At 43.9% G+C, this 22350-nt stretch carries 27 protein-coding genes; 12 read left to right on the top strand and 15 right to left on the bottom strand.

Annotated features, from left to right (window positions below):
• Positions 1 to 119 precede the first annotated feature (119 nt).
• The 4 genes from LJE12_RS07045 to LJE12_RS07060 form a co-directional block, all read right to left on the bottom strand.
• Positions 120 to 1016: a sensor histidine kinase gene (locus LJE12_RS07045; RefSeq protein ID WP_005333486.1), complete on the bottom strand. Its 897-nt coding sequence runs from the start codon at positions 1014 to 1016 to the stop codon at positions 120 to 122.
• Positions 1017 to 1868: an ABC transporter permease gene (locus LJE12_RS07050; protein WP_008373910.1), complete on the bottom strand. Its 852-nt coding sequence runs from the start codon at positions 1866 to 1868 to the stop codon at positions 1017 to 1019.
• Positions 1861 to 2787, bottom strand: a complete 927-nt coding sequence (locus LJE12_RS07055) for an ABC transporter ATP-binding protein (RefSeq protein WP_008373911.1) — start codon at positions 2785 to 2787, stop codon at positions 1861 to 1863. The genes LJE12_RS07050 and LJE12_RS07055 overlap by 8 nt, the downstream gene beginning before the upstream one ends.
• Positions 2788 to 2864: 77 nt before the next feature.
• Positions 2865 to 3563: a response regulator transcription factor gene (locus LJE12_RS07060; RefSeq protein WP_005333481.1), complete on the bottom strand. Its 699-nt coding sequence runs from the start codon at positions 3561 to 3563 to the stop codon at positions 2865 to 2867.
• Between the two features lie 325 nt (positions 3564 to 3888).
• On the opposite strand from LJE12_RS07060, the gene LJE12_RS07065 reads away from it, so the two are divergent.
• From LJE12_RS07065 to LJE12_RS07120, 12 genes are all read left to right on the top strand, one after another.
• Complete coding sequence (locus LJE12_RS07065; RefSeq protein ID WP_005333477.1) at positions 3889 to 4590, top strand: single-stranded DNA-binding protein; 702 nt, start codon at positions 3889 to 3891, stop codon at positions 4588 to 4590.
• A gap of 141 nt (positions 4591 to 4731) precedes the next feature.
• Entirely contained in the window at positions 4732 to 5508 is a 777-nt protein-coding gene (locus tag LJE12_RS07070; protein ID WP_022415111.1) for a hypothetical protein, read from the top strand.
• 16 nt (positions 5509 to 5524) lie between these two features.
• Positions 5525 to 7336, top strand: coding sequence for an AAA family ATPase (locus tag LJE12_RS07075; protein WP_005333473.1), 1812 nt, complete (start codon positions 5525 to 5527; stop codon positions 7334 to 7336).
• Positions 7337 to 7345: 9 nt separating this feature from the next.
• Positions 7346 to 7612 carry a helix-turn-helix domain-containing protein gene (locus LJE12_RS07080; RefSeq protein WP_005333471.1) on the top strand — a complete coding sequence of 89 codons (267 nt, stop codon included), beginning with the start codon at positions 7346 to 7348 and terminating at the stop codon, positions 7610 to 7612.
• Positions 7609 to 9726 carry a vWA domain-containing protein gene (locus LJE12_RS07085; RefSeq protein ID WP_227226832.1) on the top strand — a complete coding sequence of 706 codons (2118 nt, stop codon included), beginning with the start codon at positions 7609 to 7611 and terminating at the stop codon, positions 9724 to 9726. The genes LJE12_RS07080 and LJE12_RS07085 overlap by 4 nt, the downstream gene beginning before the upstream one ends.
• Positions 9727 to 9742: 16 nt before the next feature.
• Positions 9743 to 10429: a hypothetical protein gene (locus LJE12_RS07090; protein ID WP_005333468.1), complete on the top strand. Its 687-nt coding sequence runs from the start codon at positions 9743 to 9745 to the stop codon at positions 10427 to 10429.
• Positions 10430 to 10539: 110 nt separating this feature from the next.
• Positions 10540 to 11010 (top strand): hypothetical protein, encoded by a 471-nt coding sequence (locus LJE12_RS07095; protein WP_227226838.1) that lies wholly within the window; start codon positions 10540 to 10542, stop codon positions 11008 to 11010.
• A 19-nt stretch (positions 11011 to 11029) separates the two neighbouring features.
• Positions 11030 to 11278 (top strand): hypothetical protein, encoded by a 249-nt coding sequence (locus tag LJE12_RS07100; protein WP_227226833.1) that lies wholly within the window; start codon positions 11030 to 11032, stop codon positions 11276 to 11278.
• 5 nt (positions 11279 to 11283) lie between these two features.
• On the top strand, positions 11284 to 11862 hold the full coding sequence (locus LJE12_RS07105; protein ID WP_005333462.1) for a hypothetical protein: 579 nt from the start codon (positions 11284 to 11286) through the stop codon (positions 11860 to 11862).
• Positions 11843 to 12220: a hypothetical protein gene (locus LJE12_RS07110; RefSeq protein WP_005333460.1), complete on the top strand. Its 378-nt coding sequence runs from the start codon at positions 11843 to 11845 to the stop codon at positions 12218 to 12220. Before LJE12_RS07105 ends, LJE12_RS07110 begins: the two co-directional genes overlap by 20 nt.
• Positions 12220 to 12828, top strand: a complete 609-nt coding sequence (locus LJE12_RS07115; RefSeq protein ID WP_005333458.1) for a hypothetical protein — start codon at positions 12220 to 12222, stop codon at positions 12826 to 12828. The genes LJE12_RS07110 and LJE12_RS07115 overlap by 1 nt, the downstream gene beginning before the upstream one ends.
• 55 nt (positions 12829 to 12883) lie before the next feature.
• Entirely contained in the window at positions 12884 to 13168 is a 285-nt protein-coding gene (locus tag LJE12_RS07120; protein WP_005333456.1) for a hypothetical protein, read from the top strand.
• Between the two features lie 32 nt (positions 13169 to 13200).
• Here the strand turns inward: LJE12_RS07120 and LJE12_RS07125 are convergent, their stop codons facing one another.
• The 11 genes from LJE12_RS07125 to LJE12_RS07175 all read right to left on the bottom strand — a co-directional run bounded on the left by LJE12_RS07125 (position 13201) and on the right by LJE12_RS07175 (position 22259).
• Positions 13201 to 13602, bottom strand: a complete 402-nt coding sequence (locus LJE12_RS07125; protein WP_005333454.1) for a winged helix-turn-helix domain-containing protein — start codon at positions 13600 to 13602, stop codon at positions 13201 to 13203.
• Positions 13603 to 13664: 62 nt separating this feature from the next.
• Positions 13665 to 14537, bottom strand: a complete 873-nt coding sequence (locus LJE12_RS07130) for an ABC transporter ATP-binding protein (RefSeq protein ID WP_005333452.1) — start codon at positions 14535 to 14537, stop codon at positions 13665 to 13667.
• Positions 14538 to 14541: 4 nt separating this feature from the next.
• The gene (locus LJE12_RS07135; RefSeq protein ID WP_227036358.1) at positions 14542 to 15198 is read right to left on the bottom strand and encodes a hypothetical protein; all 657 of its coding nucleotides are present in this window, start codon (positions 15196 to 15198) and stop codon (positions 14542 to 14544) included.
• Entirely contained in the window at positions 15195 to 16259 is a 1065-nt protein-coding gene (locus tag LJE12_RS07140) for an ABC transporter permease (protein ID WP_173908989.1), read from the bottom strand. Before LJE12_RS07140 ends, LJE12_RS07135 begins: the two co-directional genes overlap by 4 nt.
• Positions 16260 to 16329: 70 nt before the next feature.
• Positions 16330 to 17532: a HAMP domain-containing sensor histidine kinase gene (locus LJE12_RS07145; protein ID WP_008373940.1), complete on the bottom strand. Its 1203-nt coding sequence runs from the start codon at positions 17530 to 17532 to the stop codon at positions 16330 to 16332.
• Positions 17520 to 18194 (bottom strand): response regulator transcription factor, encoded by a 675-nt coding sequence (locus LJE12_RS07150; RefSeq protein ID WP_227226834.1) that lies wholly within the window; start codon positions 18192 to 18194, stop codon positions 17520 to 17522. The genes LJE12_RS07145 and LJE12_RS07150 overlap by 13 nt, the downstream gene beginning before the upstream one ends.
• Positions 18195 to 18288: 94 nt before the next feature.
• Positions 18289 to 18690 carry a winged helix-turn-helix domain-containing protein gene (locus tag LJE12_RS07155; RefSeq protein WP_008373942.1) on the bottom strand — a complete coding sequence of 134 codons (402 nt, stop codon included), beginning with the start codon at positions 18688 to 18690 and terminating at the stop codon, positions 18289 to 18291.
• A 229-nt stretch (positions 18691 to 18919) separates the two neighbouring features.
• The gene (locus LJE12_RS07160; RefSeq protein ID WP_117537007.1) at positions 18920 to 20125 is read right to left on the bottom strand and encodes an ABC transporter permease; all 1206 of its coding nucleotides are present in this window, start codon (positions 20123 to 20125) and stop codon (positions 18920 to 18922) included.
• Positions 20109 to 20999, bottom strand: coding sequence for an ABC transporter ATP-binding protein (locus LJE12_RS07165; RefSeq protein ID WP_008373946.1), 891 nt, complete (start codon positions 20997 to 20999; stop codon positions 20109 to 20111). Before LJE12_RS07165 ends, LJE12_RS07160 begins: the two co-directional genes overlap by 17 nt.
• Positions 20983 to 21747, bottom strand: a complete 765-nt coding sequence (locus LJE12_RS07170; RefSeq protein WP_117470419.1) for a hypothetical protein — start codon at positions 21745 to 21747, stop codon at positions 20983 to 20985. Before LJE12_RS07170 ends, LJE12_RS07165 begins: the two co-directional genes overlap by 17 nt.
• Entirely contained in the window at positions 21744 to 22259 is a 516-nt protein-coding gene (locus tag LJE12_RS07175; RefSeq protein WP_117470420.1) for an RNA polymerase sigma factor, read from the bottom strand. Before LJE12_RS07175 ends, LJE12_RS07170 begins: the two co-directional genes overlap by 4 nt.
• Positions 22260 to 22350: the final 91 nt, after the last annotated feature.

The following is a 22350-nucleotide window of genomic DNA, read 5'->3' on the forward strand; positions in this document are numbered from 1 at the left end:
TACTCATCCTTTCATACAACAAATGACTGAGTGACTCTTCTCTTTCTACTGTAATTCTACCATGAAACCTATATAAAGTCATTCCCCATTTTCACTTGCTTTAATATAAATTTTTCCTTTTATTTTGGAAACACAATCTCCACACAGAACTCATTCCCTTCTATCCGGGCGCTGATTTTCCCATCCATACGAAGTACCAGCTCTTTCGCAATTGATAAGCCGAGACCGCTGGAAGTCTTACTGCGTGCTTCATCCGCTTTATAAAACCGTTCAAACACCTGATCTACATTTATTTTTTCCACATGACATACTTGATTTTTTATCTGTATCCGGATGTTGTTTTCAACTTCTTCCAGTGAAATACTGATTTTCTTCTCCCCGTGATCCAGTCCGTTTTTTATGATATTCTGAAAAATTCTCTGGATTCCCTGTTCATTTCCGTTCATAAACAGCAGTTTATCTGTAATCTGTATCTCCGGTTCAATTCCTCTGCCCGTCCATTCATCGTAGTAGGAAAATATGGTATCTTTCAAAATCTTGTTGATACAGCAGGATGACATTTCCAGATGAAAAGAATCGTTTTTAAGTTTTGTAAAAGTAAATAATTCTTCCAGCATTTCTTTCAGGCTGCCGATTCTCTCCTGTATGATCTTCATATACCGTCTCTGCTCTTCCTGGTCTTCACAGGTTTCCATTAACTGAAAATATCCGTCAAGGGATGTCAAAGGAGTACGGATATCATGTGAGAGATTTGTATATGTATCCGAAATCATCTCCTCTTTCTTCAAGTATTCCTTCTTTTCCCTTCGCTTCAGTTCCAGCCATTCGTTTAAAACATCTGCCAACTCACCAATGCCTCCAAAATCCATTTCTCTGGTAATCAGCATGTTGCTGTCGTGCTTCATCAGAAACGACAACTGGCGGCAGATGTCTTTCACCTGCCGCTGGTATTTCCAAAATAACATTCCTTGTACCAGTATCACTGCTATCAATAGCACGAACCCTAGTTTTATCATTTAGATATCTCTCTTTCTGAATACCCATGCTGTCAGTAATGTAACCACGATTCCGAACGCCGCCGCAATCACAACTGCCGTCAGGCATTCCTTATTGGTCGGTGACATGGATAAAAGTGCAATCTTTCCTGTCACTGTATATTTCAAAATCTGGAAATTCTCCACACCTGCCTTCTGGATCAAATGATTGATCACTCCGTATAAGACAATCATGGTATTCATGCACAGGCAGATAACAATCGTCATGCTGAACACGTTGCTGTTCAAAACCACCGCAATCGCCATACTGATTAGTACCAGTGCATAATGAAGCAAAATCTGAATACCAAAGTATCTCAGCAACTCGCTTCCATTCCCCCACTCCAGATATCCGAAGTACATCTGCTGTGCAATAATCTGAATGATGAAATAAAGCAGCATGGTAACAGTCGTATACACAAACAACACGGAAGCTTTGGAAAAGATCAGGTTTCTCCGGCTCCTTACCTGCCCGCCGATATTTTTAATATAACCGCTTCCTATATCTGCACTGGAAAACAGCACTGTAAAAATCACCAGAAACAACGCCACAAACTTCGCCTGCAGGTTTGCATATACCTGATCAAAGACCGTTACTTTTTCTCCCGGCTGTGTCGGCAGGAATACGGACATTCCCATATTGATGGTTTCTGGTTTCACTGTTTCTGCAATGCTTTCTGTCTGCTGTTGTTCCGCTTCCTTGTTCATCGTATCAATATCCAGTTTCGACATGGATGTGGAGAAGAATATAGCTGCCGCCATCACAATCCATACCACATACATACTTTTTGTCCGGACCATCCGGTACAGATCCATTTTTATCATATTAAGCATTTTGATTCCCTCCTGTCAGATTCAAGAAATAGGTTTCCAGTTCTTCACTGGTAATGGAAATTCCATTGACCAAAATTCCTGCTTTTGCCAGTTCCATATTGACATTGGCGCTTTCATTCAATCGTTCAAATATATGGATATGGCTCTTATCTGTAACCTGATAGTTGGTAAATCCCATTCTGTCCAGAATCGGGACTGCCTGCTCCGGATGGATTAACTCTATTTCAATCCGTTCACTGCAGCGTTTCATCAGTTCTTCGCTTGTCAGCTCCTGCAGAAGACTTCCATTATGGATAATTCCATAATCCGTTGCAATCTTAGATAATTCCTCTAAAATATGACTGGATATCAAAATCGTCATATTCCGTTCATCTCGCAGTCTCTGTATGGTATCACGCACCTCTGCAATTCCCTGGGGATCAAGCCCATTGATCGGTTCATCAAGGACCAGGAGATCCGGCTCCCCGACCAGTGCCAGCCCGATTCCGAGACGCTGCTTCATTCCAAGGGAAAAATGTTTCGTTTTTTTCTTTCCGACACCTTCCAGTCCGACCGTCTCTAAGATATCTTCGATGTATCCCTTTTTCCGAATACCAAACAATTCACATTTTATTTTCAGGTTTGTATATGCATTCATGTTGCCATACAGCCCCGGTGCTTCAATCAGACACCCCACACGAGAACGAATCCTCTCCAGTTCTTTTCCTTTACACCCGAACATCTCAATCTCTCCGGCTGTCGGTCTTGCAAGTCCACTGATCATCTTCAGGCAAGTCGTCTTTCCCGCACCGTTCCGTCCGATAAATCCATAGATAGCACCCTTTTTTATGTGAAGGTTTACTTTATCCACTGCCTTATGATGACCATACTGCTTCGTCAATCCATTTGTACTTAATAACAATTCACTCAATGCTTTCATCTCCTTTTCTTATCTGCTGTTATCATATCGGATAAATCCTAATCAAACGCAAATAAATAGTAAAAAAAGAGTAAAGATTAAGAATGCAGACGGTAGCCGATTCCCCATACGGTATCAATATATTCCTCCTGCGTTACTGCTTTTATCTTTTTCCGGATATTGCTGATATGTACATCCAGTGTCTTTGTCTCTCCCATATAGTGTTCATCCCACGCATATTCAAAAATCTCTTCTTTGCTGAAGACCTGTTTCGGATGCTCCAGTAAAAGCTCCAGAATTGCAAATTCCTGCTTTGTAATTTTGGGAAGCAGCACTCCGGCAATCCGGACTTCAAAGCGCTCACGGTCCAGTTCCAGGTTTTTATATGACACGCTTTTATGTTCCGGCTCCTGCTGCATATGGCGGAGCTGAACCTGAATCCGGGCAAGCACCTCCTGTATCTCAAACGGTTTTGTAATGTAATCATCTGCCCCACTGGTAAGAAGCCCGATTTTTTCATCCAATCCGTCTTTGGCTGTCAGGACAATAACCGGCGTATTGCCCTGTTTCCGAATCTGGGCAAGCACCTCTTCTCCTGAAATTCCCGGAAGCATCAGATCCAATAGAATCAAAGAAAAGCCCGCCTTATCCATCTGGAACAGCATCCTCGCTTCCGTCCCGGAAAAAGCCTGTACCGTCTCATACCCTGCTTTCTGTAATGCCGTATATAAAAGATTATTGATATCCGTATCGTCTTCTACAATCAGAATTCTGTTTTTCTGCTCCATTTTTCTCATCCTTCCATTTTCCGATTTAAACAATATTATATTGCACTTTTATAACTATGTCCAAAATTCTTTTGATATTATCCTTCCACCTCGTCTACATATGCTATATATAGTTCTAATTCTTTTGACATATGCTATATCTTGTGTTAATATAATCTTGTATTTAAGTTTTTGTGCTGTCCCGTCATGGGAGTCTGGACCATTCATCCAGAAGCATATGCAGTTTAAGTTTGGAAAATCGTGTCATTATACTGCCGTTTTATACGGTGCTATAATGGCACTTTTTTTATTTTAATCTATTTTAACGCCCAAAGAGGCAGAAAGGAGAATTTTTATGTCAGCAATTTTAACAATTTTAGGGAGGGCCACAAGAGATCCTGAGATGCAGCAAGGAAAAAATTCCGGTACGGAATATGTTTCTCTGGACATTGCAGTTTCACAGCGAGGCCAGGATGGAAAGGAAGAAACCATTTACTATCAGTGCTATTTTAACAAGTTCCTTGCAGAACGCTTAGCAAAAGCAGGCGTAAAGAAAGGAACCGGGCTGATGATCTATGGTGATCTGGAGCTTCATCCGTTCATTTATCAGAAAGGAAAGAATGCGGGGCAGGCAAATGCCGGTCCGAGGATCAATGTCAAGGACTGGCACTTTGTACCATCCAACCGTTCTGACAGCAATACCGGACATCCGGGTGCAAACCAGAACAGCCAGCCGAATGGTGGTGCGGCAACGCCCGGTGCAGCCGGCAATGGCAGCTACCCAATGCAGGGAAATCCCAATGGCAGCTACCAGAATCAGGCAATGCCTGGCGGCTATCCACAGCAGGGAATGGCTCCTGCTAACGGTGCCTACACGCCTCCTGCAAATGGCGGACAGTATCAGGCTCCGCCAAACGGAACCGGTCAGCCACAGAGCAGCTACCCGCCGCAGGGCAGTTATACCGGAATGCCAAATTACGGAGGTATGCCGGGCAGTCAGCCAACTGACGGCTTTCAAAATGTGCCGGAACAGATGGCATCCCAGTTGCCCTATTAACTCTCAAGGAACCCTATGTTGAGGAATTGCATTTATCATCTTTGTGATGATGCAGTTCCTCTTTTTCATGTCCGGAAGCGGCGATTTCCCATCCAGCTTCCGGGCTTGTCTAAGAATCATGAATCAGAAAGGAATCAGCTCATGAAAAAATCAAATCGAAAAAAATTCTTACAGTTTGTCGTGCTTGTACTGTTTCTTGCAGCACTTTTCGTACCACAGGATGCCAACCGGCTTCTGATTGCAGGCATTGCCCTGATCGGTATCGGAGTCACGCTGTTCAGTTATCTTCTCCCGCTTTTCACGGAACGCCTGAAAAACAGGGAGCATAAGCTACGAAAACGCCCAGAAAGAACTCGTCATCTGGAAGGAACACCTGATCTGGAAACCATTCTCTGGAGACAGATCAAATTCCAGATTACCGGAAAGCTCAAGGAAGCCTTCCCGGATGCCACATGGGATTTTGTGAAAGAACCACCGCTCTCCCAGATACTGGATGGGGAACCATTACGGATTCGCACACGGAATACCGGAAGTTATAATTTTGCGGAAATTCTCATGGATGCCCGTGGCAGTCTGACGCTTCAGATGATGACCATTGAATCCTTACATAAAAAGGAACCGTCAGAAGGAAATCCGGATTCCAGACCAGCCGTTAATCCCAAATCATGGTATTCCCTGATTGGGAAACCGCTACTGATGGAATTGGTCGGTGACTTACAGGCAAGGGGCTATGAAAAGCTGTTTATCAACGAGCAGGGAGATGTCTATATTCTGAACGGCACTGAACCGGAAGTCCGGGGAAAGCTGGAACATTTCCCGCCCAAAGATTACTGGGGCGAATTGACGGAGATTTTTACTGAAGATGAATTGACCACAGAAGAGACCGAGCAGGCACTGGAACTGTCCTGGATCTCATAAGAAGGAGGAACGAATCATGGCAAATAACATCGTAGCAACCTGGGGGTTCAAACGCAAACTCCCGGAACCATTTGAGGATTATACGGACCATGCAATCTTTGATGACATTGCATCCAAATACTGTACTCAGCCACGGAAAAAATCCACGCTTCATGCAGCTACCCTGCGGGCAGTCCTTGCTTATCTGGAGCTGGAAAACCCGGTTGGCAGTACCCCGCCGGAAAAGCTTGGGGCGGTCGGTACCCAATCCAACAATTTTGTTGTGGCGGAATATCCGAGCAAAACCGGTGATCTTCAGGTGGTTGTCTACAACCAGCTAAACGGAAAGTTTTACGGAGGCTGCTATACTCCTCCGCCGGATGTGGAAAGCACACCGGAAAAATACGAATTTAAAGACTCCAAACAGTCCGGTGCGGCTCTGCTGTTCGCACTGATGCCGGTTTTTCTGGCAGATGAAGAGTGTAATGAAAAGTATCAGGAATTAAAAGCGCACCGGGACAACGGTTATCCCGATCTGGACGCCGCTGCGGAAACAGCAGCCGTTCTCTGCGACAACATTTACCGGAGAACCCGCTATGCATCAGGTCTCCCGACCGGTGGTGTTAAGATTGACCTTCCGGCAAACGGCGTATTGTCGCTGATCAAACCGTTAAATATCCAGAAGGGGGTCTATGCACCAACCGAAGTGCTCCATGGAGACTTTCAGGTGTTACGTCCAGGAAGTGGATTTAAGAAAGCACAGGCAGCCATTTCCAGAGATGATTTTGTTGGGAAATTTATCCTGACCGCATCCCGAAGGCTGTCTCCGGAAGAGGAGGTATCTGTTCCGACATTGGCAGAGTGGTACATCATCCCTCCGGAAATCAAACGGATCTGCGAACACGCAAAACTGACAACGGATACCACACAGCCGATGCGGAATTTTCTTTTACGGGGACCGGCAGGTACCGGAAAGACCGAAGGAGCCAAAGCCATTGCTTCCGCACTTCACCTTCCTTACCGCTGCATTACCTGTTCCGCAAATACAGAGGTATTCGACCTTTTAGGTCAGATTCTTCCGGATGTGGACGGAAAACGCACCCGGCTTCAGCGGCAGTACCCGTCTTTTCAGGAAATCCAGTTAGATCCCTCCGGTGCCTATCAGAAGCTGACCGGAAACTATGATGAAGAAATTTCTGCCGAGGACACCTACCAGAAGCTGATCGATACGATTTTTGATGAAATGCACAGCTATTATAAGGAACACACCTCCGGACAGAACTTCCAGTATGTGGATACGCCTCTAGTCGAAGCCATCCGCTATGGGTATATTCTTGAGATACAGGAGCCTACGGTCATTGCTAATCCCGGTGTACTGGTTGGACTTAACTCCCTTTTAGACCGCTGTAACAGCGTATATCTTCCAAACGGAGAAACCATCCACCGTCATCCGGATACGACCATCGTAATCACCACAAACAATGACTATGCAGGCTGTAAACAGATGAACCAGTCTGTCATTTCCCGAATGAACCTTGTGATTGATCTGGATGAACCGGATGAGGATACACAGGTAGAACGTGCCATGGCTGTTACCGGATGCAAGGATGCAAAAACGGTACGTCTGATGACACGCATTGTCAAATCCATGGCTGTCTACTGCCGGGAAAATCTCATTACAGATGGCTGCTGTGGCATGAGGGAGCTGATTTCCTGGGTGCAGTCCTACATGGTCTGCGGGGATATCCGGGAAGCGGCCCGTTACACGGTGCTTGCCTCTGCCTCTGCCGATGCTGAGAACCGTACGGAAGTGGAAGAAAGCTGTCTGGATACTGTGCTTGCTGCGTAGGACACGCCTATGAGAAAAGCAGCACTCACAGAAGCCCAGATCCGAAAGCATCTGGCAGATAATCTGTCTTATCTCCGGCAAGCCAAAACACCGAAGTTATCACAAAAGGCAGTTGCCAGAATCTTAAATCTTCCCCCGAAAACCATTATGAATTATGAAAATGCAAACTCCTCCCCGATGGCTTATGCCGTCCTTCGCCTTGCTGTGTATTACGGCTGCACGATGGAGGAACTGCTGACAAAAAATCTAAGAAAAGAAAGGAAGAATATCACGTGAATCACAGCCAAAGAAATTTAAAGAAACTAATCCGGGCAAAAGAGGATTCCATTGCGGATGAGGAGTTATTCCTCTCCGCTGCCTATCAGAAGTACCAGACCTCCCTTGCCAGAGCCGTTACCGGACGTTACCGGTATGGACTGCAGGTACTGCTGGACTGGGACATTTCCGAACAGGCAGGCGTTGCATATACCGACAATTATAAGGTACATCTCAACGCAGCGAACCCGATCACCCAGTCTTTCCCCACCCGTTTCTTACGTTCCCAGAGCCTGACAGGGCTCACCGGGCATGAAGTGGGGCACTTACTCTATTCTGATTTCACAGCCCACGCTGTTCATCTGAGGAGTCTGGAAAACGGTTCCTTCTATCCGAAGGAGCCGGAGCTATCCCTTCCAGCTTATCAGACAGCACTGGAGGAGATCAAAGAAGTGTTAGAAGAAAAGGACAAAGCCGGATGCCTGACACTGGCACGATGCGCCGCAACTTTTCAAAACATTCTGGAAGACATCCATATTGAAGACCGTATGTGTGAGGAATTCCACGGCACCTTCCGACAGGGGATTGAACTCAATAACCTGCGTATGTCCGAACAGATTCCTTCCATACAGGAACAAATTGACAAAGAATACCAGCCATTTTCCATCATTGCCAACCTGATCCTTTCCTATTGCCGGACCGGAAACATCAACAATCCCACCGGCTATCAGGGGGATTATCTGGATACCATTTCCGATTGTACCGATCTTCTGGATACGGCAATGGAATCGGAAAAAGGCACTGACCGGATGCTGGTTTCCAATGCGCTCTTAGCCCTGACCTGGAACTATATCCAGCCGCTCATCGAAAAAACACGGGAGGAATTGGAAATGCATGGCGAGGATTCCGCTGCCGATGCTCTGGAAGATCTTCTAGGGGATGAAGTCAGCAGCGACGCTCCTCTTCCGACCGGAAAAAGCGGTGCCATTCCAAAGAATATCAAACCAGCTTCCCCAAAAGGAAGCGGGAATGATGAGGGCAATGCTCCTTCCGGTCCACGTACCAAAGAGGATGCTATAGAGGAAGCCAAACAGGTGCTTTCGGAAGAAGGCGGGCGCATCGCTCTTACAAAGACCAATACCATTCTGGATGAAAACAACCCCGGCGTCACTTATGTCAGTCAGTATCAGGGCAGCGGCTATGAGCATGCTGCAGAGGATCTGTTCCGGATCTTGAACGATGTGGCTGCAGAAAAGGTGCAGGAAGACTGTCAGACGGAACTGACCGAGGAACTGCAGAAAACAGCCAATGATATTCATTACGGCAATGCCCATGCAGGCATCCATGTTACCATCCATCGCCTGACCAGTGTTTCCGATTACCTGAAGAATGAATACCAGACAGTTGCTCCCCCGCTCCTGCGGGCTTCCAAAAAGCTGCAAAGCACCATCCTGCCGCTTTTGAAAGAAGAACAGCAAGGCGGAAAGCAGAAGAATCTCCTGTTTGGAAAACGTCTGGACTCCCATGCTCTCTATAAGACAGACGGAACCATCTTTACCAGAACCAGACTTCCAGGAGAGGAAAAACGTCTGGCTGTTGCCCTCCTGATTGACGAGAGTGGTTCGATGGGTTGGGGTGACCGGATGACACATGCAAGAAAGACTGCCATTGTCCTTTATGATTTCTGTAAAAGCCTCGGTATCCCTATCACCATTTACGGGCATTCCACGGATGCAGGCGGCGTTGCTCTTTACTCCTATGCAGAATTTGATTCTGTGGACAATGAGGACTGTTACCGGCTGATGGATATGTGCGACCGCAACGGGAACCGGGACGGCGCAGCTCTCCGCTTCGTAGCAGAGCATTTGTGCACACGCCCGGAGCTTCAGAAGCTGCTGATCCTGATTTCTGACGGTCAGCCAGCCGATTACGGCTACAGCGGAACGGAAGCAGAGGCAGATCTGCGGGGCATCAAGAAAGAATACGAAAAACGGGATGTCATCCTGTTTGCGGCTGCCATTGGTGACGATAAGGAAAATATCCGCAGGATTTACAAGGACGGATTCCTGGATATCACGAAACTGGAAGAGCTTCCAAAGAATATGGCACAGCTTGTCAAACAGCATCTCAAATAAAGGAAGGTGAATACTCATGAATGAAACTTATCAAAACCGGATTACCGACCAGATCTGCAAGATCCAGAATGACCGGGCACTCATTGCCTTTTATGACCGGCTCCGCTACGCACCACTCGGCAACTATGCACAGCTACATGCCAAAGGGGAATATCAGGAAAACGGGCATAAAGTACATTCTTTAATCTGCATCACCATTCAGGATTATTCCAACGGTACCGGAGACCGGAATATCATCACCCGTTTCAACCTGGCACCGGAACAGATCCAGTTCCTCTTAACCCGGATCACTTCCGGTTTTCAGGAATTTGAATGGAGCCAGAGCAAGATCTACGGCAATCCCGATCAGAACGGTTATTCCACAGCCCAGATGTTTTATATCTCCAGACATCCCTATGATTCCAAAGGGCAGCCTATGAAAAGCCCATGGAAAATCCAGATTGTAAATGGGAAAGGCATCAAAGCACAGAATAAGAACGGTGGTTCCTACATGCAGCCACGCAGCTTCCAGTCCGAAAAGACGACAGCCATCCAGCTTACCGACATGGATCTGTTCACGCTTCTGAAGCGGACGGATTCCTATATTTCCAACTGGGAAACGGTGATTGCTGCATCACTGATCAATAACGGAAAACGGATGCTGGCAGACCAGCAGAACAGTCAAATGCAACAGACAGCACAGGCTCCGCCTTACGCTGCCTAAATTTTCAGAAGAGAAGCGGTACTTTACTGCTTCTCCTCTTTTTAAGAAAGGAGACTTTAGTTATGAATATTGCACTCATCCGGACCATGGACTCTTAGGGGCGTATCGTCATCCCTGCAGAAATCCGGAAACAAATGAAGCTCTCAGACGGAGATGCACTGGAACTGGAAAATGTGGGAATGGAGCTGCTTTTACGCAAATGCCCTACCCACTTAAACGGAAAAGAGGAAATGGCTTCCTATCTTTCCGTCCTCTACAGTGTCATCCACTGTGGTATCGCAATTTGCAGTGAGGCTCACATACTCGTATCTGCGGGCATCTATCTTCCGGAAGGCACTCCCGTTACAGAAGAACTCGCCGAATTGGTTGCGGACGGCCAGGAACTGATCTCTGCTGAGAACTGCCCTGTCTACCCGGTATCCAACACCCGTCAACCGGTTTGTGCTTTTTTCCCGATTTTAAGGGAAGACAGAGAGCCGCTGGCACTTCTTCTCTGTTCCAGAACCGGACAGCATTTATCCGAGATGGAATTGGGATGCGCTAAACTGGTCGCTGCCGTAATTGCAAACAAAATTAAGTAAGGAAAGGAGCGTGAAATCAATGAAGAATACAAATATAACCTTACACCCCACCCAAAAGAAAGAATATGTCCTCACCGGAATCCTGTCCCTGCCCCTCCATCTGGGAGAACGGGCGTGGATCTATAGTTATAACCAGACCTTTGCTACCAGTCCGGTGCAGAGTATTCTGGAAGTATCCGAAAACGGTGTGGTATTTGAGACCTGCAACAGTATTTACCGTCTCAGCTACACCCGTGTTCCGATGGAGCTGGAGGCGATGTGTGCTTGACAAGAATGGAAGAACTGGAGAGCTGCCTTTCGGGGCTCCTCTCCACCTTAAAGAAGAACCGGGAACATGTGCCTCTGGAAGTGCTGAAGACACAGTATAAGCAGCCGTATGAAGAACTGGTCAGAAACATCAACCTGACCGCTTCTGCCTATGCAAAATCTGTGCTGCTCCACCGGCTGGTCCTGAATCCGGATGCAGATGTGGAGGAACAATGTACCGTCATCAACCAGATGATACAAACTTCCGGGATGCTGAAGAAAATCAGCTCCTGCATGTCCAAAACCTATGATGTAGGACAGATATATCCTCTGATACTGGAACTACGCCATATGGTCGAACAGGCACTCTGGCCCTATGTGAATCAGGCAACTTGTCTGGTCGCAGATCTGGATGATATAGAAAAAGAACCGACAATTTACAATTTTTTGACACATGAAGTTTATGAAAATGATACCTGGATTCACCGAGAAATCGACCTGCGCTGGAAACTACTGGTACATCTTACTCCCGAACAAAGAGAATCCGTACCACCAGCCAATCATAGTATGAATGGAGGAATTTACCATGAAAGAACAACCATCTAATCCTTGCGAGAAAGTCTCATTTATTTTGACCTATGACCAGCTTGAAGCTGCTTATAACATCTACCGGGAACAATTTATTTCCTGCGACTTCATCCGCCGCTCCATGGAACGTCTGGAGGAAAGAATCGGACTCTGCAACCTTCCATATGAAACGCTGCGTGATGATCCAAGCCTTCTTCATGAAGCATACCTGCAGTTTCTCCGACTGGAAGACTGCAATGTGGCTTATAACGACACGCTGGAGCAGGTAATTGATGCAATCGAACAATGGCTTGCCTCTGGCACCTTATCCCCTGTAAACCTTACGGTTTCCAACCAGAATATGGGTGAAACTTTTGGAACGGAGGTGGATGTGTAATGGCAAATATCTGCTGTGATGATGTGATCTTTTATACAGAAGGAAATCCGGAAGGACTATATGACTTGTGGGAGGACCTGGAAACCTACATCATTCTGAACCAGAATCCTGATTTATGCTGGATTGGCAATTTATTTTCCCACAAGAAAATAGATTCCACCGGAATATCTCTTCGTGGAAATGTCAGCTACATGGAATGGAATGATACGTATATTCTACTTTCTTTAGAGACAGCATGGACTCCACTTTATGAAGCATATCAGGCGATAGCCGCTGCATATCATGTTCCCTTTGTGATGCAAAGCATAGAACCTGGAGAACGAATTTATTATAACACGGATGAAGCACACCTATTTTTCCCTGACCGATATTGTGTCCGCTTATATGAAGAAAGCCTATTGACTCCATGTGGCTTAATAATCGGAGAAAAGCTGGAAGACGGTGAACCATTTGAAACGGAAACAGACGTATTAGAACGATTCAGAGATTGCGGATATCCAGCAGCTACACTAAAAGAGTTGGAGCTCATGTTCGATGCGGATGAACTTATTATTTTTGAATTTACAAATCCATATTTGGATCTGGAGCAGAAAAATGCTTGTGCATGAAACTTCTCCCCTCCACACCAAAGACGATTATCATCAGATTTAAAGGAGGAACACCATGACTGATTTGGAACTGGATGTCTGGGATGCATGGCTCAGGGAACGTCAGGAACATCTGGAAGAAACCCTGTCCAATATCTCACCATCGGAAGAACCCTGCAGATATTACCTGCTAACCGGATATATTCAGGGAATGCTAGAAGCTCTTACCATGCTTACGACTGTTGAGGATGGGAAACGCTTCAAGATCAAACTGGAGCAATTTCGCCAGAATCTGCTCCTCTCTGGAGATTACGATGCTACCGGTAACTATAAACAGGCAGTGAAGAAAACTGCTGTTTAAATACTTCGAGCCGCCCAATCGGACGGCTCTTTTTATGCCCGAAAACGGTAGCCTACACCACGTATCGTTTCTATGTAGTGCGGTTCTTCCGGATTTTCTTCTATTTTCTTTCTCAGATTCTTGACTAACCCATAGACACGGTTATCCACTTCTGACTCCACATCCTCATAAATATGCTGGTAAATCTGTTCTTTTGTAAATACCCGATTGGGGGATAAGGCCAGATAAAAAAGCAGGTCATATTCATGTCTGGTAAGTTCCACAACCTTACCATCTTTGATTACGCTCCGCTGAAGCTGGTCTATTTCCAAACCTTGGAATGTCAACTTTTCAGAATTTGTAATCTCCATAACTTCTAACGTACTTTCGCAGGCTAGAACTGATTTAATTTTATTCAGGATTCCCTCTTCGGAATCAGAAATGGTAAGAATCATCACTTTCCCATAACATCACCTGCTTTTCTTAGCATTTAGCTTTCACTCCTCATTAACAATGTTTATCGATTGGTTACATAGATATATGCATCTTCCAAAGTTACGTCACAAGCTATACATCCACTTTCTGACGGCATATTCTCCCCTAACAGTCTTAATCTAATTCCTTCCTCCGTATACTGCTTACTGGAAATATGATATTTTCTTTCTAATTCTCTTGCAAGGCTTTCGTCCTCTGTACAGCATTCCCATACATGCCCTCTTGCCTTATTCAATAATTCCCTCATTGTTCCTGTATAAAGGAATCTACCTTTTTTCATAACCGCAAGCTGATTACAGGTTGCCATCAGATCCTCCACCACATGCGTTGAAAATAATACGGTGCGTTCTTCTGCAAAATCTACCAGTAAATTACGGATACGGATGCGTTCCTCCGGATCGAGCCCTGTTGTTGGTTCATCCACAATTAAAAAATCCGGCTCATGGAGTAATGCCTGCACTAATCCAACTCTTCGCTTCATTCCACCTGAAAGCTGCCGCATTTTCTTTTTCTGATGGTCTGCAAGACTGGTCTTCTCCAGATAGTAATCAATCCTTTTCTTGCTTTCTCTTTTCTCAATTCCAGCCAGATCTCCCATATACTCCAGACATTCTCGAACAGTCAAAGACGGATACAGATCAATTTCCTGTGGCAGATACCCAATCTTTTTCTGTATCTTTTCGTAATTTGCTTCGCAATATAGCGTACCATCTAACAGAACTTTTCCACTTGTGGGTGCAAGCACCGTTGTAAGCACCCGCATCAACGTTGTTTTTCCTGCACCATTTTCACCTAACAGACCAAATATCCCATGTGGGATTTCCAGATCCACATGATCTACCGCTGTCACTCCATTTTTAAATGTTACTGTTAAATCGTCTATTCTTATACTCATAATCTTACCCTCTCTTCTTTAATATCTTAGGAACAAATGCAAGCATCATCCCCGCAAATACCACGCACAGCACCTTCCCGCCAAGCCATCTCCACTCTGTCAGCTTACCGAAATCACAAGTTCCGTAGGAAAATGGTCCCCAGTTTTTCAAAAACTGAGTTGCCTTTCCGGAAATAGAGAAAAACCAGAAAAGCAGCACGACACCCATACCAATCCATCTGTTTCGAACCAGATTGCTGACAGTTACGGAAAGCACACTCCAAAACAAAACAGTTCCGGGAATCGCAATACAATAAATTCCAAACAAGGCACCGCCATCTAATTCTTCTGTCAGATTCACCGGTTTCTGCCAATAAAAGAGTCCATATGCCAACAAACTGATTCCAATCAGATAAGCTACCTGCACAAATAGTCTTTTATAAACTACCCCTGCCTGCTTTTTTAGATTATAAAGGCAGAATACTTCCGAGCGTTTGCTCTGCACTTCCACCAGATAAGTATCTGCACAGAAAACGACTGCCAGAAGCGAAACAGCTCTTTCCACTGCCCCTCCGATTTCGTTTGCGTATACAACAGGCTGGATTGCACTCAATATCACAACAAAAGCGATTGAATATGCAATTTTATAATATGGCATACATATTTTTACTTCTTTCTTCAATGTACTCTCCTCCTTTTCCACATCCACACCGCTATAAACATGAGCAGTATGGATGCTGCCACAAGAAGCAGTTGATTGAGATATACCCGATATGGCAATCCCGTTTCAAAAAAATTCCCCGGAAATCTAACCATAATAGAGAATGGTCTTGCATGACACTGTCCTTTGCTGTCCCATGTCAGCATATTAGAATAAATGATATAAAGAACCAGCGCCGGAACCGCTGGAAGCGGATTCTTAAACAGCAGCGCTGTAACCGCATACACACAGCAGATCATCAGGATGTTCGGCAGGACATACAGGATCGAATTCTGAACAAAATCCAGTATGTTCATAGCAAATCCTGATTTTACTGCCGTGGCATAACACAAAATGATAAATACGATATTCATAATGACCAGTGCCGTCGTCATGATGAGAAATCCACTGCTTATTTTCCCGGCAATATATTGAAAAGCCGTCATCGGTTTGGTGTGCAGCAATTCATAAGTATTTTTCCTCATATCCTGGAAAAATAAAAACGCCAGCAGAACCGTTGCAAAGAATGCCATATGCAGGCTTGCAAAATCTGTAAATTTTCTTCCGAAATAATAGGAGAATGGATGTTTCTCAAGATTTTCTCTGATATACCGATTGACTTCCTCCGGGCTTCCCTGATACCATGAAACGTCCTCATACACAGAATTGGCACCATTAAAGTGGTATTCCGTTTTCAGATACTGACACGCCTCCGTAATCTCCATCTGTTTCATCTCAGATATCACTGCCTCCGCCTCTGCTTCCGACATGCCAAACCCATTCTCTGTGTCTTGAAGTATCTTTACAATCTCTTTCTCCCACAGTTCTCTCTCCTTATCCGGTGTTGCCGGAATACATCCCTCCATAACATCCCCATCGGAAGCCATTTTTACCTTCCTGAAGGTTTCATCCGGCTTCACGTAATGAATGGACAGATAAGGTGCAAGTGTCTGGTACATACTGATTAAAACAACAATCAAACCGGTCCAAAATATCGGATTTTTAAGATAATTTTTCAGATTCCTTTTTATGATCGCTTTCATAAGTCATCCCGCCTTTCTTTTTTCTACAAACAGCATAGCCTACAAATCACAACAAAAAAACAACAGCCATTTATTTCTGCTGTTGTTTTTCTGATACATAATTTTTAAACACTGCCTCAATTTCCGCACCACCATCTGCTGCATTTTTTATCAGCAGTTTCCCGCCATGCCGTTCGCAGTAGATACGGCTGATATACATACCCATTCCAAAATGCTTTAAATCATCCTGCGAATTTTCATGATAAAACGCCTGTGTCACCGTATCGGTATTTTCCTGAAATCCCGTTCCGTCATCACCGATACTCATTTTCAGATCCTGCGCCGTCACTGTCAGCTTCAGCCCGACTTTCTGACTGGCATAGCGGAATGCATTGGACAACAGATTATCCGCTACTTCCATGATGATTTCCGCATCTGCGACCAGAGTTTCCGACTCTCCCACTGCCGTTACCGTGAAGTCCTTTTCTGATTTTTCTTCCATGACTTCTGCCAGCGTTTTTATCTGGCTGATCAACTGCCGGATATCCACCACGGAACAGTTTAATTCCCGTTCTTCCAGTTTCGTCATCTTCCGCATACCATCAATAAAATGGTTCATCCGTTCAATCTGAAGCATACCGCCCCTTAACATCTCCATCATTTTCTCTTGATCAAGCATATCTTCCGGAACAAATTCCAAAAGCATTTCCTGATATCCCCGCATGATTGCAAGCGGCGAGCGGATATCATGGGCAATCGCTGCACGCAGTACCCGCTCATCTTCGATCATCTGCCAAAGTCTACGGTTATTTTCTTCCAACTGCCCACGCATCCTTTCAAATTCCCTGCACAGCATCCCCATCTCGTCCTCGTTCTCATAAGCCATATGAAAATCCAGATCTTCCTCCGCAATCATCTGTGATGCCATCTTCAGTTCCTGAATCGGTCTCTTTAATTTATTTTTGTAAAACAGGCTGACCGCAATTCCACATCCGGCAAAAGAAAAAAGCAATACTCCGTACGTCTGAAGGAAATCACAGGTTTCTGAAATATGCCAGTCCATTCTGCTCATTTTACTCTGATTCGGTCTCGGTACCACTACCTCAAAATTTTCATTGCGGTCATTCATTGCCTGATAATACTCGTCCTGATCCACGTACTTCCACCAGACCTCCTCCTGTATCTGCCCGGCAATCTCAATAATTGACACAGAAAGAAAAAAAGTGACAATCAAGCTGAGTATCGTATATAAAACCATTGTCTTTTTCAAGGATAAATTTCTTATCTTTTCCATCGATACCCCATCCCCCATACTGTCTCAATGTATTCTGTCTGCGTATATTCCGCCAGTTTCTTTCTCACTCTCCGGATCAGTTCCGTAACAACACGGCTGTCACCTTCCGCATCATAACCACACACCTTTTCGTATATCCGCTCCCTGTCAAAAACCTGTCCTGGATTCATGGACAAAAACTCAATGATTGCATATTCCAGCTTCGTAAGCTCCAAATCATTTTCACCGATCTGAACCCTCTTTGCTCCATAATCAATACTGAGGTCTCCGTGGAATCTGTATTCAGACTTCCCTTTATGACGCTCCTCACGCTTCAAATGTGCAATAACACGAGCATCCAGTTCTTTCAGACTAAACGGCTTCAGTATATAGTCATCCCCACCGGATAAAAGCCCGTTTACCCTGTCCTGCTCCTCCACTTTTGCCGTCAGGAAGATAATGGGACAAGTTACTTTGCCCCGGATACGTCTGCATACTTCTAATCCGTCTATTTTAGGCATATTGATGTCCAGCAAGATAATATCCGGTTTCTTATGGATTTTTTCCAAAGCATCTGTGCCATCTTCTGCCATCATTACATCATATCGTTTGATTTCAAAATAGTTCTTTAACATCTTTAATAATTCGATGTCATCATCCACGATCAAAATTCTATATGCCACTTTTATCACCTCGTTTTATCAGTATACAACGAAAAAAACAATAAATAAACAACAAGAGAAACACTTCGAGCCGCCCATTGCCGGACGGCTCCTTTTATGCCCGAAAGCGATAACCAACACCACGTATCGTTTCTATGTAGTGCGGTGTTTCCGGATTTTCTTCTATTTTCTTTCTCAAGTTCTTAATCAGACCGTAAATTCGGTTATTCACTTCTGACTCCGCTTCCTCATAGATATGCTGATAGATCTGTTCTTTCGTGAATACCCGATTAGGAGATAACGCAAGATATAGAAGCAGATCATATTCATGTCGGGTAAGCCCCACTGTCTTATCTTCTCTGATTACACAACGCTGAAGCTGGTCTATTTCCAGACTTGGGAATCTCAACTTTTGAATGTTTACATTATCCATAAACTCTACTGTGTTTTCACAGACTAGAACCGATTTAATCTTATTCAGAATTTCTTCCTCGGAATCAGAAAACGTAAGAATCATTACTTTCCCATGGTATCACCTGCTTTTCAACCCTTCCTGATCTTTTTCAAATATCCGGAAATAGTTTATAAACATATCCCGAACGAGTTCACGTGATGTCATTTAATTTCTCTTTTATATAAAGAGGCACAATTACGCAATTTATCAGTAGCCCTCTTTTTTATCCGGATCATAAAATTTCTGCAGTAACAGCCGAAAGTTTCAATAGCTTTATCAGACGTTCGTAATACTATTTCTTCTTTAACCCATATCGACTATAACCTATATATATTAAAGGCAACAGTACAATAAATAATAAGATGTACAGAAACATCAATAACGAAATCTGACGAAATACAAACGAACCAATCTGAAAAAGAATCGGCGTCCTCACTGCATTAAAAATATTAGTCAATACAGTTGGCAGCAAATTGAAAAAAGCATCAAATGCCGGTAATACTCTTGCGATAAACGGCATCATACAAAGCAGGAAAAACGGGATACAAATCGCCAGATTCGGTGTATGCATCTTAACTGTCACCAGCATAGTCAACGCAGCACAAAACATTGTCACGATATACCCGCCCACAAGTATCAGCAAATAATATTCTCCATATGTCATAACATAAATACTGTATGGATCATCAATCTGATACGGCGTGAAAAATCCGCTTGTTCCCATTACTGCAAATGAGATAAGAGACAATACCCCCACTCCGATCCAATAGGTAACCGTTGACACAAGTATTCCCGCAAAAATCTTGTTTTTTATTGCCTTCGTTCTTCCATATTTAGTGGCAAAAAAAACATCCTCTGTTCCCGGGCGGAACTCTCCGGAAAATATACCAGCTACCAAAAAACCTATGATCACTGCCATTAACAGTACATAAGTTTGTGCGTACATTGTCATCGTAGTCCAGGAATCTTTTGCTTCGAACATAAAAGGTATTTCTATCTTTTTATAAACGCTTTCCAGATAACTTCTCTTTTCAGGTGTAGTACCATACTCTTCCACTATTTTCTTCATATTGTCCTGATAGATTGTATAGATATTCTGTAGCTGTTCATCTGAAAGCTGATATACTACACTTTCATTCCATTCTGAATCTGGAGTCATTATGCCAATTACAAAACTATAAATATCATAATATGACTGTACTGTTTTTCCATATTCTGTATTTGGTATTTCATCCGGATATTTGGCAGATATCGTCTTGTAATCATTTATTACTTCGGAAATTTTCTCCGCTGTAAGTTCCCCTTTCCATTGATTGATATTTTCAGCCAGAAGCCGTCCCGATTCAATCCCAGTGTGATTTTGCCCCTCTTCATCCACATAGCGCATACTTCCGATTGCCATACCGGAATAAATAATCGTCACCACAAGCACTGCCGCAAGCAAAACCTGATTAACCCGCTTAGAAAAGATCTTTTTCAACTCATATTTGAACATCATCTTTATCACCTGCCTTTTCTCCAAAATACAGAAGAAATGCATCCTCCAGTGTTGTCTCCACCTGTACTGCATTCCTTGCCGGCGGCGTCTTTGAAAGGACTCTTAGTTCCACTCCGTCGGCAACTGTCCTTACATTTCCAGTCAGATATTTCTTCATATAATTATTCAGTTCCCTTTTAGGAACAGTACAATTCCATACTGACATATCCATAGACAAAATAATCTCATCCGATGTTCCTGTATAGAAAAATTTTCCTTCTTTCATCAATATGATTTCATTTGCCACGTATTCGACATCTGACACAATGTGGGTAGACAGCAGGACAAGGCGGTCTTCCGACAATTCACTGACCAGATTTCGGAACCGGATTCTCTCATTCGGATCAAGACCGGCGGTTGGCTCATCCAATACTAATATCCGCGGATCATTCAACATCGCCTGAGCAATTCCGACTCTCCGGATCATTCCCCCTGATAAAGTGCGCATCTTTTTTTTTCGCTTTTCAGCCATCCCGACCTGCTCTAGCAGTTTTAAAGCCCTTTTCTTTGCCACGATGGGACGGAGTCCTTTGATGGATGCAATATACATCATGTAGTCATACACTGAAAGATCCGGATAAAACCCGTAATTCTGCGGCAGATAACCGAGTATCCCTCTATAAGATGCTCCCAAACTGAAGATATCCTTTCCATTCCACAAGATTTCTCCGCTTGTCGGATTTATCGCTGTACACAGCATCCGCATCAAAGTGGTTTTCCCCGCTCCGTTTACTCCCAATAACCCATATACACCTTTCTCCATAGAATGTGTTACGTGATCTACTGCATGTACATCTCCATAAGCTTTTGTTACATTTTTAAATTGCAGTTCCACTCGACTTCACCTCCCAGTTTATTTCGCAGTTACATTGCGATTTGTGAACACAAAAGATCAGATAACCAAACGATATGATCAGCAAGCCAACCCAGATCGGTACCGAAATTTTCTGATAAATAGAATCTGTGGACACAATCAGCGTCCAAATCAGTATGCAGGATATACTTAGAAAAACAGCAATATGCTCCATATCATTCCATTTGCTATACAATAGTCGGAAACAGATACAACAGGAAACATTAAGCGGCACTAGAAAATCTATGATGATCCGGTATGCCGAAATCTGTAGTGTATAAACTGAAATACTGAAAAAAGCTGTAATCATAACCAGATCCACTGCTGCAAATAGCAATGTCCTTGCAGCACAGATCTGGCGCAGTGAATAGAATGCCGTTTTTTCGATCTCGACTGCAGAAAATCTCCGGTTCTTCCAGATTTCAGGTACGATCATCACAGAAAACATCACCGACATAGCCCCCAGTGTCCGCTCTGTATTTGCTCCTCCATCTGAGTCCGCCAGCAGAATCCAAAGCAGAAACAGGATTCCTCCCTGCAGGGCCCACCATCTTTTCTTGATAAATTTGAACTGCTCAAATAAAAATTCGAAATATGACGCCCGTCTGTTATCCTGACGGCTCACAATGTCTGAACACCGTTCCATTACTGTGCAAACTGCCGTTTCCTGTATATATTCCTTCTGTATCAAGGATTTATACTCCTTGATTTTTCTCTGATACTGCTTCAATCTCTTCCCTCCTCCAACTGTTTTGACAGTAATTCTTTTGCTTTCGAAACACGATATTTTACAAGTGATAATTTTATATGTAATAAATCAGAAATTTCTTTTTGTTTTAACCCCTGAAAGAAAAACAAGATTGCCGTCTCTTTTATTTCTTCCGGAAGCAGATCCAACGCCCGTTCTACATCAAGCCGGATTTCTATTTCTGTCAGATTATCCTTTTCTATATCCGGCAACTGATCCAATAATATTTCCTTCTTTTTTTTATAGTAGTTTTTAATGATATTTCCCGCTATGCTGTATAGATAGCTCTTCGCCTTTCCTATTTCAGCTCCGCTCATCAGCGCTCCGAAAAACCTCACAAAAGTTTCTTGTACCATATCTTCTGCACATTCTTGATTGTGGATGTGCAGAAAGCAATATTGATAGATAAAAGAATAATATTTTTCAACAAACTGATTACCTGCATGGTTGTTGCCGTTTCTGATTTTCTGTAGTAATAAGAAGTCAGAAGTCATCTCATTCCTCCTTCCTCATTTGCCCCCTATATTTTACCCTCCTATATACTAAGACACCTAACAAGCATAAAAAGTTAGTTAAAGATAAATT

It is taken from the genome of Blautia sp. DFI.6.71 (genome assembly GCF_020593585.1).
GTDB lineage: Bacteria > Bacillota > Clostridia > Lachnospirales > Lachnospiraceae > Blautia_A > Blautia_A wexlerae.

Excerpts from the sequence above, each read along its gene's own strand:
- LJE12_RS07140 (WP_173908989.1), bottom strand. The coding sequence starts at position 16,259 with ATGAAAGCGATCATAAAAAGGAATCTGAAAAATTATCTTAAAAATCCG.
- LJE12_RS07105 (WP_005333462.1), top strand. The coding sequence starts at position 11,284 with ATGGAAGAACTGGAGAGCTGCCTTTCGGGGCTCCTCTCCACCTTAAAG.
- LJE12_RS07100 (WP_227226833.1), top strand. The coding sequence starts at position 11,030 with ATGAAGAATACAAATATAACCTTACACCCCACCCAAAAGAAAGAATAT.
- LJE12_RS07065 (WP_005333477.1), top strand. The coding sequence starts at position 3,889 with ATGTCAGCAATTTTAACAATTTTAGGGAGGGCCACAAGAGATCCTGAG.
- LJE12_RS07160 (WP_117537007.1), bottom strand. The coding sequence starts at position 20,125 with ATGATGTTCAAATATGAGTTGAAAAAGATCTTTTCTAAGCGGGTTAAT.
- LJE12_RS07145 (WP_008373940.1), bottom strand. The coding sequence starts at position 17,532 with ATGGAAAAGATAAGAAATTTATCCTTGAAAAAGACAATGGTTTTATAT.
- LJE12_RS07080 (WP_005333471.1), top strand. The coding sequence starts at position 7,346 with ATGAGAAAAGCAGCACTCACAGAAGCCCAGATCCGAAAGCATCTGGCA.
- LJE12_RS07130 (WP_005333452.1), bottom strand. The coding sequence starts at position 14,537 with ATGAGTATAAGAATAGACGATTTAACAGTAACATTTAAAAATGGAGTG.
- LJE12_RS07115 (WP_005333458.1), top strand. The coding sequence starts at position 12,220 with ATGGCAAATATCTGCTGTGATGATGTGATCTTTTATACAGAAGGAAAT.
- LJE12_RS07050 (WP_008373910.1), bottom strand. The coding sequence starts at position 1,868 with ATGCTTAATATGATAAAAATGGATCTGTACCGGATGGTCCGGACAAAA.
- LJE12_RS07070 (WP_022415111.1), top strand. The coding sequence starts at position 4,732 with ATGAAAAAATCAAATCGAAAAAAATTCTTACAGTTTGTCGTGCTTGTA.
- LJE12_RS07075 (WP_005333473.1), top strand. The coding sequence starts at position 5,525 with ATGGCAAATAACATCGTAGCAACCTGGGGGTTCAAACGCAAACTCCCG.
- LJE12_RS07055 (WP_008373911.1), bottom strand. The coding sequence starts at position 2,787 with ATGAAAGCATTGAGTGAATTGTTATTAAGTACAAATGGATTGACGAAG.
- LJE12_RS07175 (WP_117470420.1), bottom strand. The coding sequence starts at position 22,259 with ATGACTTCTGACTTCTTATTACTACAGAAAATCAGAAACGGCAACAAC.
- LJE12_RS07060 (WP_005333481.1), bottom strand. The coding sequence starts at position 3,563 with ATGAGAAAAATGGAGCAGAAAAACAGAATTCTGATTGTAGAAGACGAT.
- LJE12_RS07155 (WP_008373942.1), bottom strand. The coding sequence starts at position 18,690 with ATGATTCTTACGTTTTCTGATTCCGAGGAAGAAATTCTGAATAAGATT.
- LJE12_RS07110 (WP_005333460.1), top strand. The coding sequence starts at position 11,843 with ATGAAAGAACAACCATCTAATCCTTGCGAGAAAGTCTCATTTATTTTG.
- LJE12_RS07090 (WP_005333468.1), top strand. The coding sequence starts at position 9,743 with ATGAATGAAACTTATCAAAACCGGATTACCGACCAGATCTGCAAGATC.
- LJE12_RS07125 (WP_005333454.1), bottom strand. The coding sequence starts at position 13,602 with ATGATTCTTACCATTTCTGATTCCGAAGAGGGAATCCTGAATAAAATT.
- LJE12_RS07120 (WP_005333456.1), top strand. The coding sequence starts at position 12,884 with ATGACTGATTTGGAACTGGATGTCTGGGATGCATGGCTCAGGGAACGT.
- LJE12_RS07045 (WP_005333486.1), bottom strand. The coding sequence starts at position 1,016 with ATGATAAAACTAGGGTTCGTGCTATTGATAGCAGTGATACTGGTACAA.